General features: G+C 34.1%; 7 protein-coding genes and 1 pseudogene. 6 read left to right on the forward strand and 2 right to left on the reverse strand.

Annotated elements, in window-relative coordinates; all coding sequences use genetic code 11:
• The first annotated feature begins 57 nt into the window (after positions 1-57).
• The 3 genes from B2745_RS04330 to B2745_RS04340 all read left to right on the forward strand — a co-directional run bounded on the left by B2745_RS04330 (position 58) and on the right by B2745_RS04340 (position 6,354).
• Entirely contained in the window at positions 58-1,347 is a 1,290-nt protein-coding gene (locus B2745_RS04330) for an OmpA family protein (RefSeq protein ID WP_304064058.1), read from the forward strand.
• Positions 1,348-1,356: 9 nt separating this feature from the next.
• Positions 1,357-3,744, forward strand: a complete 2,388-nt coding sequence (locus B2745_RS04335) for a T9SS type A sorting domain-containing protein (RefSeq protein ID WP_304064059.1) — start codon at positions 1,357-1,359, stop codon at positions 3,742-3,744.
• Positions 3,745-3,870: 126 nt separating this feature from the next.
• On the forward strand, positions 3,871-6,354 hold the full coding sequence (locus B2745_RS04340; protein ID WP_304064060.1) for a hypothetical protein: 2,484 nt from the start codon (positions 3,871-3,873) through the stop codon (positions 6,352-6,354).
• Between the two features lie 70 nt (positions 6,355-6,424).
• Here the strand turns inward: B2745_RS04340 and B2745_RS04345 are convergent, their stop codons facing one another.
• Complete coding sequence (locus B2745_RS04345; protein ID WP_304064061.1) at positions 6,425-7,159, reverse strand: glycosyltransferase family 2 protein; 735 nt, start codon at positions 7,157-7,159, stop codon at positions 6,425-6,427.
• 66 nt (positions 7,160-7,225) lie between these two features.
• Here B2745_RS04345 and B2745_RS04350 point away from each other — a divergent pair, with 66 nt between their 5' ends.
• From B2745_RS04350 to B2745_RS04360, 3 genes and pseudogenes are all read left to right on the forward strand, one after another.
• Positions 7,226-8,101: a 6-hydroxymethylpterin diphosphokinase MptE-like protein gene (locus B2745_RS04350; protein ID WP_304064062.1), complete on the forward strand. Its 876-nt coding sequence runs from the start codon at positions 7,226-7,228 to the stop codon at positions 8,099-8,101.
• 395 nt (positions 8,102-8,496) lie between these two features.
• A pseudogene (locus B2745_RS16975) lies at positions 8,497-8,778 on the forward strand (CatB-related O-acetyltransferase); the annotation flags it as partial.
• A 4-nt stretch (positions 8,779-8,782) separates the two neighbouring features.
• Entirely contained in the window at positions 8,783-10,285 is a 1,503-nt protein-coding gene (locus B2745_RS04360) for a lipopolysaccharide biosynthesis protein (RefSeq protein ID WP_304064064.1), read from the forward strand.
• A 6-nt stretch (positions 10,286-10,291) separates the two neighbouring features.
• Here B2745_RS04360 and B2745_RS04365 read toward each other — a convergent pair.
• Positions 10,292-11,628, reverse strand: a 1,337-nt coding sequence (locus B2745_RS04365) for a pyridoxal phosphate-dependent aminotransferase (RefSeq protein WP_349681771.1), incomplete at its 5' end; no start/stop codon positions are given.

Here is an 11,628-nt window from a genome sequence, read left to right on the forward strand (position 1 = left end):
AACATATTTAATTTGGATGAATAATTATGTTTTTTGGACTTAAAGCCCTTCATAACCATGAAAATCTTATTTATTCTTAGTTCTTTTATCATCATCAACTTATTTGCTCATGCACAAGAGTCTTTAAAAGATAAGCTTAAAAGAAAACTAGCAGAAGCAAAAGAACGCACAACAGACCAAACCATAGATAAAATTATTGGTAAAGGGGAGCAAAAAGTAGATCAGGAAATTGATGAGGCTATAGATGGAAAGCCAAAATCAACCAAAAAAAGTACAGCTACAACAGAAAACAGCGTTCAGAAAACAGCAGAAACAGCCGCAAATGCAAGTACCATGAAACTTTCTGCAAGCTCTAAATTTGATTTTATTTCTGGAGAGAAAATCATTGGTTTTGAAGATTTCAAAGAAGATGCTATAGGAGATTTCCCTGCAAAATGGAATACCAATAGTAGCGGAGAGCTGGTTAGTGTTACTGCCGGAACTGGCAAATGGTTAAAATTTGGGCAAAAAGGGATTTTTTTTCCAGAATATATTAATGCCCTGCCAGAAAACTTTACTATTGAGTTTGATATGCTCGTATCTGATGATTTATCAGCTATGCAATCAGGATTAAAAGTAATTTTTCCTGCTTTACAAGATAGAAATCTAACTTTTGACCAGTATTTTACAGATAAAGTATCGGTATCTTTAGATATACATCCAGACCAAAGTAATGCTGGTACATCCAATATATTTGTTATAGATAATAATGGCCAAAATATCCTTAACAATGATGCAAAATTCGCTTATTTATCCTCAAAAGTAAATCGCATTTCTATTTGGCGACAAAAAAGCAGATTAAGGGTTTATATCAATGAAAGTAAAGTTTGGGATTTGCCTAGAGCTTTTATTCCTAATATCAATTATTCGGTTTTATTTGCTACCAATATTTTTGAGGGTGCAGCATTTCTAAACAATCTTAAAGTAGCAATAGGTGCGCCAGACACCAGAAATAAATTGATTACCGATGGAAAATTAGTTACCAGAGGTATTTTGTTTGATGTTAACTCGGCACAAATAAGACCAGAATCTGGCGGAATACTTAAAGAAATAGCCACGGTATTGCAAGAAAACCCAACGGTAAAAATTAAAATTGTTGGTCATACAGATAATGATGGCGCTGCAACCGCAAATTTAGAATTATCTAAAAAAAGAGCAGAAGCAGTAAAAACCACCCTCAGCAGCATTTATAACATTGAAGCAAACCGCATGCAAACTGATGGTAAAGGGGCAGCAGAACCATCAGAACCCAACTTAAACGCCCAAGCCAAGGCCAATAACAGACGTGTAGAATTTATTAAACTTTAAATACTTAAGATGAAAAAACGATTACTTAGCATCCTTATTATATTTTATGGCTTTGTTTTGCCATTACAAGCACAGTCTTTTTTACAAATTAATAAAATGGTTGATATACCGGTTAACCAAAGAACAGAGCAAAGATTTTTGGGTTCCTCTGTAGCACTGTCCCAAACGGATGTCATTACCGGTACATTAGGACAACCCCTTCGTCAATTGGTATTTGGCGATCCTCGTGTATCACCTGCCTATATTGCATCATTAGATGATTTGGGCGAAGCAGATAATCAAAAAATTATAGATAGAAATAGACCAAACTTGGGTACCAGCACTGGATTTGGTACTAGCGTAGCTATAGATGGTAATTTTGCGATAGTTGGAGAACCGTTTTACTTTGATGCTACCACAGGACAAACTGCTGATGGATTAGGAGCAGCAGTTATTTTTGAAAAAGTTGCCGAGACTTGGGTATTTAAGCAGCGTATACTGGCATCAGACGGTGTAAATTCAGATCATTTTGGTACCAGCGTGGCTATTTCTGGAGATTATGCTTTTGTTGGGACAGATGTTAATCCGGCTTTAAGTACAAGAAATCCAAAACATGGTGGCGTTTATATCTTTAAAAAAGATGGTAACGGAAACTGGAATCAAATTCAAAAACTTTCACCCGATGCTATTGTACAACAACCAGCAACTTTTGGTCAGAAAATTTCAGTTTCCGGAGACTACCTCCTCATATCATCTTATGTTAATGCCTACATTTTTAAAAATAATGGTAGTGATGTTTGGACAAAACAACAAACGATTAATGTAACAGCAGTGAATGAATCTACAGAGATAAGCAGTTTAGCGTTGAGTGGAGATTATGCTGTTTTAGGTGTACGCAGTGCTTTCAGAGATGTTTCTGGTGCAAACTTATTATCTGACGCTGGTGCAGCTTATATTTTTGAGAAAAATAATGCAGAAAGCTGGATATATAAGCAAAAAATTACTGCAAGCGATAGAAGAGCTTATGACTATTTTGGCACTTCAGTAGCTTTATCAGGCAATAAATTAGTTATAGGAGCAGAAGGAGGAGACTACGAGGGAGAAAGTGCTAATTTTTCTGATGGAGCTGGTGCTGCTTATGTTTTTGAAAGAAATAATAGTGCTACTTGGGTTCAAACTCAAAAACTGGTAGCTGGTGACAGAAATGGTAGTGCCAGATTTGGAACAAGTGTAGCAATTAAAGGCGATTATATTGCCGTTGGTGCTTCACAATCATCACTAGATCAAAATGGGGTGAATGCGCAGTATTTTATGGGAGGCACCTATATTTTTAAGGCTGTAAATTTAACACTTTCAAATGTTGCAAGTATAGCAAGCGCTGCCATAGGTAGAATAAGTGATTATTTATTTTTAAGTCCTAATTATGAAGCTATATTAAAATTGGATGTTAATGGTGCTGTGCCACTTACGGGTAATTTAACCACTGCAAAGGTGTGGAAAGAAAGCACCGTACCTACCTTTAATAGTTTACCATATTTAGCCAGACATTATGAAATAACCCCAACCAATAACATCACTACAAGTACAGGCACAGTAACCCTATTTTTTAGTCAGCAAGAATTTCTTGATTTTAACGCACACCCAGCTAAAACAGCAGATTTTCCTCTTTCTCCTTCTGATAACCAAGGGAAAGCAAATATCAGAATTGTAAAAATAAGCGGTAGCAGTAATAATGGTACCGGTTTAATGGATTCTTATACTGGCACTACCACACTGATAGATCCGGATGACGATAAAATTATCTGGAATGCTAATGCTAACAGGTGGGAAATTACATTTAATGTAACCGGATTTAGTGGTTTCTTTGCAAATACAGCCCCAACAATCTTACCTCTGGATTTGGTAGCTTTTCATGCAGAAAAAGAAAATAACCATACCTTACTTTCATGGAATACAGCTTCTGAAATTAACACTCAAAAGTTTGAAATAGAACGCAGCATAAACGGTACGGATTTTATTAAGATTGCAGAAAAACAAGCTGTTGGTAGCGGCAATAACACTTACAGTTACAGAGATGATTTAAAACAAATTCAGCAGACAGAGTGGGTTTACTATCAACTTAAAATGATAGATAATGATGCAAGCTTTAGTTATAGCCCGGTAAGAGCAGTACGTTTAAGCTTAAATGACAAGCAAAATATCAGCTTGTATCCTAATCCTGTAGAAAATCAAACAACGCTAGTGGTTGATAAAGCTTATCTAAATACGAAAGCTGTACTGCTAAACAACCAAGGTGTAAAACTTAACACCTTTATTTTACAGAATGAGATTATGGAAATAAACTGCTCTGGTATGGCTTCTGGCATATATTTTATAAAATTATCAGACGGAAAACATATCAAGCTGATTAAAAAATAAAACTTTATTCGCTCTTTAAACGAAGACCTCTCCAGCTTTTTGAAGAGGTCTTTTTTATTTTACATACTCACATACCCGATATATCTTGTATTTTTCTATTTTTGATGTTCAACACTTTTATATAAAATGAATTGGTTTAAGAAGAATGGTATACACTTGGCTGTTATAGGTGTATTCGTAATTTTATGTTTTATCTATTTCACACCCGCTTTTCAAGGTAAAATATTAGTACAAAATGATGTTTCGCAAGCAAAAGCTATGCAAATGGAAATCATGAAGTACAAAGAAATAGATGGTAAAGCACCATTATGGACAAATAGTATGTTTGGAGGGATGCCATCTTACCAAATTTGGGCTACCTATCCTAAAAATATTACAACCTATATCATGACAAGCTATAGAGCTTTGTTTCCAAACCCGGTAGATATGGCTATGTTATACATGCTGGGTGCTTATTTTCTTTTTAGTGTTTTATTAGCACTATATAATGAAAAACAAAAAAATCTAAATGTATACCTTGCCGTAATAGGTGCATTGGCTTTTACATTCTCCTCCTATAATTTCATCATCCTAGAAGCCGGACACGGCAATAAAGCTTTAGCTATAGGATTTTTTGGGCCGGTTTTAGCCAGTATTTTGTTAACCTTAAGGGGTAAATATCTAATAGGTGCTGCCTTAACAGCCTTATTTTTAGCTCTAGAAATTAGGGTTAATCATATCCAAATGACTTACTACTTGTTCTTAGCCTTGCTAATTTTAGTAGGGATAGAATTTTATCATGCTTACAAACAAAAGCTTACTAAAGGTTTCTTCAAGTCTATTGGTTATTTAACTGGTGCTGTAATTATTGCTTTGGTTATCAATGCCAGCATGTTATGGACCACCTATGAGTATGGCCAATTATCTATCAGAGGAAAATCTAATTTAACCAGTACAAATACACCTGCTAACACAGGTTTAGACAAAGAATATGCTTACCAATGGAGCCAAGGAGTTGGAGAATCTATCACTTTCTTAATTCCTAATGCTTACGGAGGCGGTTCAGCATCATTATTAGATGAAAAATCTGAGGTGGTAAAAAATTTAACTTCAAAAGGGATAGACATCAATCAATCTTTAGATTTTGCTAAACAATTACCCGGATATTGGGGACCAAAACCATTTACTTCTGGTCCGTGGTATTTTGGTGCTTTTGTATTTTTCTTATTTGTTTTAGGATTATTTATTGTTAAAAGTCGTTTAAAATGGTGGTTATTAAGTGCAACTTTATTAAGCTTGTTCTTATCCTTTGGAAAAAATTTCAGCCTTATTTCTGATTTATTTTTTGATTACTTCCCGCTATACAACAAGTTTAGAGCGGTAGAGTCTACCTTAGTTATCGCCTCTTTATGTATTCCTATTTTAGCTATTTTGGCTTTCGCCGAGATTTTAAAAGCCGATAAAGACCAGAAAACAATCTTAAATGCTCTAAAAAAGACCAGCTATATCTTAGGTGGAATAGTAATTGTTTTACTAGCTGTACCAACTTTATTGTTCAGCTTTAAAGCGGATAATCATCAGGATTTTATTAACCAATTAAACCAAGTAACTGGCGACATGTCTTTTGCCAACAGCATTGCACAATCTTTAGTAGAAGATAGGATGAGCTTGTTTAAAGCCGATGCCTTAAGAACCTTAATATTTATTGCAATAGGTGCAGGTATTTTATGGGCAATCATCAGTAAAAAAATTAATGCTACTTTGGGTACATTGGCTATTGGAGTTTTAATTGTTACAGATTTATGGGCTGTTGATAAGCGTTACCTGAATAACGAAAACTTTGTTACCAAAGCGGTTATTGATCAACAATTTAAAACCAGAGAGGTAGATGAGTTTATATTACGTGACCAAGACCCTCATTATAGGGTTTTAGATTTAACCATACCAACTTTTTCTAGTGCTAATGCTTCTTATTTCCATAAAACAGTGGGCGGCTACCATGCAGCTAAGCTTAAAAGGTTCCAAGAAGTTGTTGAAAAGCAATTTACGGCAAGCATGAATCAGGATGTTTTAGACATGCTGAATGCTAAATACTTTATTACACCTGGTAAAGATGGACAAAACACTTCTATGCAGGTAAATAGCACTGCTTGTGGTAATGCTTGGTTTGTAGATAAGGTACAATTTGTAAAAAATAACGATGAAGAGATGGTAGCGATCAGCTCTTTTGACCCTAAAAAAGAGGCTATCATTCATGATGAATTTAAGACACAACTAGATGACAAAAATTTAGGTACCAGCTTTAATGGCAAAATTAATTTAACAAGCTATCATCCAGACCATCTTAAATACGAATATTCTATTGGCAAAAGTGCATTAGCTGTTTTTTCAGAAATTTGGTATCCTAAAGGCTGGAAATTATATATAGACGGTGAAGAAAAGCCATATATAAGAGCTAATTATTTACTAAGAGCGGCCAAATTACCTGGCGGAAATCATACTTTAGAATGGAAATTTGAACCAGAGTCTTATTATTTTGGAGAAAAAATTTCGTTAATTGGTTCTATACTATTATCTTTAATCCTAGCTTTTGCATTTTTTAAAGAGAGAATACAAAAGTTGAAAGCTTAAACCAACCAGTAAAAACCTAAAATCCCGATGCTAACCACATCGGGATTGTTGTTTACAGACCTTTTATAAACTATTTTTTGAGTATTGCTTTTATCGTAATGATGAAGTGATTGAAAATATTTGGCCAAAAACCATAATATTTTTGAAGAATAAGGTAACGCTCTTTCAAACTTTCTCTTTGCCTTTGTTTAGAGGCTCCACCTTCTAAAAATTTAGCTACATACATTTGGGTGTTTACAATATGTTTAGCTTTTTTAGTGATTTTTAAAATCCAATCTATATCTCCGCTTAAGCGATATTGTAAATCATAAGGTTGCGCTAAAGCTCTCTTTACATAAATAGCTTGATGGCCAACATTCATCCCATATTTAAAACTTTTCCAAGAGAATTGCTCTGGTATAAGATGTTTCCGAGGGCCTAAATTATCAAGCTTTTCATTAATACGAAGAGTTTCGCCATAATAAATATCCGCATCATCAGCGCAAGCGAAAACCTTTTCTACAGTATCTAAAGCATATATCTCATCACCAGAGTTCATAAAAAGCACATAATCCCCAGTAGCTTTGGCTAAACCTTTATTCATAGCATCATAAATACCTTTATCCGGTTCAGAGCTAAAATAAAATAAGCTATCCTGATATTTTTTAATGATAGCAACCGTTCCGTCTTTAGAAGCACCGTCAATAATGATGTATTGGATATGAGGATAAGTTTGATTTAAAACAGAAAGCATAGTCCTCTCTATATGCTTTGCATCATTAAAAACTATGGTAATAACTGATAAAAGAGGTTTTTTCTTTTGCATAACCTATTTTTAGTAGCTTTTGATTAGCTGCGGAAAGCTAATTAAATATTTTTAAATTTGTGCTTGATGCAACAATTAGAAAAAATTTATAAATCCTTTCATTGGTTTTTCTCCAATCTGATCAATACATTTTTTTCTTTTTGTAAAATATTCCTTATTTCTGGTTTTAATCAAAAAATACATAAAACCACTTCCCATCATACCTGTATTATTCTAGGTAACGGTCCATCACTTTCAAATTCATTAAAAGAATATCAAAATCATTTAACTAAGTATCCGTTAGTTTGTGTAAATCTTTTTGCACTAACATCAGAGTATGAACAGCTAAAACCTGCCTACTATGTGATGCATGACCCTGCATTATGGAAAACCGAATTACCTTTACCACAAAAAGTTTTTACTGCGATAAAAGAAAAAACAAATTGGCCTATTACCTTATTTTTCCCTTATAGAGCTCGGAAATCGGCTTTTGTACAAGCGTTAAACTCAGAATATGTAAAAGTGGTATATTATAATTACACCATTTTTAAAGGTTTTGATGCTATTGCTTATTACTTATTTAAGCGACAATTGGCCATGCCACAAAGCCAAAATGTTTTGGTAGCATCCTTATTCCTAACCATTAATTTAAAATATAAAGAGATTTATTTTATAGGTGCCGACCATACTTGGCATGAAAACTTAATTGTTAATGATGAAAATATACTTTGCTTAAAAAATGTTCATTTTTATAGCGAGGGTGAACAAGTTTCTTATAAACCATTTTACAAAGGTTTGAACACACAAGAAACCTTTAAAGTATCAGAAATTTTTGAAAACTGGACAAAAGTTTTTAGAGGTTACGAGCATATCAAAAAATATGCTAAATACTGCAATACAACTATATATAATGCCAGCCATGTTTCTTTTATAGACGCATTTGAAAGAAAAAAAATATCCTAATGGAAACATTGTTATTAAACCCAATATCGCTTTGGCTAAGATGGCTCTTTACCAAAGCTGTTTACCTTTTTAAAAATAGAGGTAAGCATCTTAAAATAGAATATATGGTAGAGCTTAGTGGTTGTACTTTTGGTTATTACAACACTATATATAAGCATACCAGACTTAGAAATACAAGTATAAATAGTTTCAGCTATGTGGCTCGTAATACTTTAGTACAACACGCTAAAATTGGCAAATTTTGTTGTATTGGTCCAAATGTAAGTATAGGCTTAGGTGCGCATCCTAGTTCTCAATACGTATCTAGTCATCCTTTATTTTATTCTACCATTGGTCAAGCATCTGGTTTAACACTGGTAGAAAAAGATCTTTTTCAAGAATATCAAGAAACGACTATAGAAAACGATGTTTGGATAGGTGCACAAGTCATTATTAAATCTGGTGTAAAAATAGGAAATGGGGCTATTATAGCTTCAGGCGCCGTAGTTACCAAAGATGTAGAACCATATACTGTTGTTGGTGGTGTACCTGCAAAATTCATAAAATACAGATTTGCTCAAGAGCAAATAGATTTTTTACAGAAATTTAAATGGTGGGAGCAAAATTTAGATTGGCTAAAAGAACATAAAGATTTATTTCTTGATGTGGATTTACTGATGAAAAAATTTAATCGTTAATAGCTTGGATAAAAAGGAATCTTATAAAACAGGCACCATTGGCTCACAAACCATAAAAGGAAGCATTTATTCTTATCTGGGAATAGTTATTGGTTTCTTTAGTGTTACTGTTTTACGTTCTCACGGATTGGGGCCAGAAGAAAACGGGATTCTAGATTTAATTCTGTCTTTCACCATGATATTAGCTCAATTAGGTTCTTTAGGCTTTTTCAACGCCAGCATCAGATGCTTCCCCTATTTTAGAGACGAAACAAAAAACCATAATGGTTTTTTGTTTTTACTATTTGCCATACCTTTTGTAGGACTCTTAATTTTCACCTTACTTTTTTACTTAGGTAAATCTATATTACCTGTAGAAAGTAACTTCACTACACTTTTTCAAGATTATACGCCTGTTATACTGGTACTCACTTTAGGTACAGTTTTATTTAATGCCTTAGATACTTTTAACAGAACAGCTTTATTAGATGCCGTTACAGGCTCAACACTTAAAGAATTTGTACAGAAACTTACAGTGGCCATAGCCATGGGTTTGATGCTATATTTTACTCTGCCTTTCTCATTATTTCTGTGGATTTGGGTATTAGCAAATCTCATCCCTACCTTATGGATATTCATCAAATTATACCGAAAAAGAGCTTTTAACCTTAAACCCGATTTTGCTTTCTTAAATCCAGAAATGGTTAAAATGCTGAGCAGTGTAAGTTTATTTGCAGTACTTACGGGTTTCACTACCATGATTATTCAATACATTGATAAAATCATGATTAATGAAATGATTAATACTTCCTTAACAGGGATATACAGTATTACCGCATTTTTTGGTACTGTAGTTTTGATGCCTTCTCGTATCATGTACAGAATTGGTGGCATCATCATCGCCGAGAAATGGAAGGTTGATGATATTGAGGGAATAAAATCTGTTTATAAGAAAAGTTGTATCAATCAGCTTTTAATAGCTATGCTGATATTTATTGGCATTTGGGCCAATATTGATAACGTATTTGAGATGATTCCTAAAGAATACGAGGCTGGCAAATATGTGATTTTATTTATCAGTTTATCTGGCTTAATAGAAATGGCAACCGGTTTTAATGGTGTTATCATTGCCACTTCTAAATATTATAAGTATGATACATACTTCTTTTTAGCACTTATTTTCATCACCATCTTAACAAATTATATTTTTATCCCTATCTGGGGGATAACCGGCTCTGCTATGGCTACCGCTTTGGCTACGCTATTATTTAATTTCTTCAGATACCTTTTCTTGGTGATTAAATTTAAGATGCAACCTATGGGCTTAAATAACCTTTTCATACTGATGATAGGCTTGTTTACCCTATTTATCATCGGCTACTTACCAAAACAATCTTTCTTTGTTTGGGATATCATTTTACGCTCAAGCATCATAACAGCAGTATATGTAAGCAGTATTTATATGCTTAAACTTGCTCCAGAAATGAATAGCATTATTGATAAGTATAAAAATAAATTCTTAAGCTAAAACAGCTTATCTCAATTTAGCTAAAGCTTCTTTCAATTGTGGAATTTTGGCTGCAATTTCATCAGCAGAGCAAGCTCCTACGGATGCTCTGTACCAACACATATCATCCGTACCAAAAGCAGAAAAAGGTACTAAAGCAATATTAGCTTCTTTTATCAAATAAAAATTTAAATCTATAGATGAGTTTAAGACCTCTCCTTCAGGTGTAGTTTTTCCTAAATAATCTATTTTAAGGGTTAGATAGATAGCTCCCATAGGCTCAATTGCATCAACTGCAAAACCTTCACTTTTAAGCGTATTAATCCCTTTATAAAGTGTATCTAAACTGTTTTGTATGCGTGTTTTAAATTCGCCCAAATAAGTATCAACAGCCAAAGTATCTTTTAAATATTTTGCCATAGCAACTTGTTCTGCCTTTGGTGCCCAAGCACCCATGTGGCCAACAATAGCCTTCATTTTATCGATAATTTCTGCCGGGCCAAAACCCCAGCCTACTCTTACACCTGTTGCTGCAAAACATTTAGAGCTACCATCAATAAAAACCGTATAATCTCTTAATTCTGGAAATAGGGTTACAGGGTCTACATGTTGATGCTCACCAAAAGTTAATTGAGAATAAATCTGATCGTACAAAATATATAATGGTTTCTCACCTGCGGCTCTACTTTTATTTTCTGCAATGACCAACTCACAAATTTCTCTTAAGCCTTGCTCAGAAAACATAGTACCTGTTGGGTTCAGCGGAGAACATAATGCTAATAAACTAGCACCTTTTAGATGTGGTTGAAGCTCGGCAGCAGTAGGCATAAAGTTATTTTCAGGTAAGGTTGCCACACTTACACCATTGGCTCCTAATAAATGTACATAATGGTTATTATTCCATGATGGAGCAGGGAAAACGACCTTATCGCCAGCATCAATCAAAGCTAGGTAAGTAGCGTAAATGAGCGGACGAGAACCCCCAGAAATCAGAATTTCATTTTTTGCAGCGTAATCTAAACCCATTCTGCTTTTCAAGAAATCAGCAACGCTTTCTCTTAACGTTAAAACGCCATCAGCAGGTGGATAATTCGTCTGAAAATCAGCGTAAGCGTCAACAATATTACTTTGTAACTCAGCAGGAATAGGATATAATTGGGCATCAAAATCACCAATAGTTAAATTAGCAATTTGCGCTCCTTTAGCTTTCATTTGGTTTACTTCGCCTGCTATTTTTATAATTTCTGATCCTATTAAGGTTTCTGCTAATACTGATACTTTCATGGTTATTTTTGAATTACGACTGACGATTTTTGATTTTTCCTTGCGCTCGTTTTTAATTTCTTGCGCTCGTTTGTAACGAG

This window comes from Pedobacter glucosidilyticus, assembly GCF_002483235.1.
GTDB classification, from domain to species: domain Bacteria; phylum Bacteroidota; class Bacteroidia; order Sphingobacteriales; family Sphingobacteriaceae; genus Pseudopedobacter; species Pseudopedobacter glucosidilyticum_B.

Coding starts and splice junctions, on each gene's coding strand:
- B2745_RS04340 (WP_304064060.1), top strand. CDS start 3,871: ATGAATTGGTTTAAGAAGAATGGTATACACTTGGCTGTTATAGGTGTA.
- B2745_RS04350 (WP_304064062.1), top strand. CDS start 7,226: ATGCAACAATTAGAAAAAATTTATAAATCCTTTCATTGGTTTTTCTCC.
- B2745_RS04330 (WP_304064058.1), top strand. CDS start 58: ATGAAAATCTTATTTATTCTTAGTTCTTTTATCATCATCAACTTATTT.
- B2745_RS04335 (WP_304064059.1), top strand. CDS start 1,357: ATGAAAAAACGATTACTTAGCATCCTTATTATATTTTATGGCTTTGTT.
- B2745_RS04345 (WP_304064061.1), bottom strand. CDS start 7,159: ATGCAAAAGAAAAAACCTCTTTTATCAGTTATTACCATAGTTTTTAAT.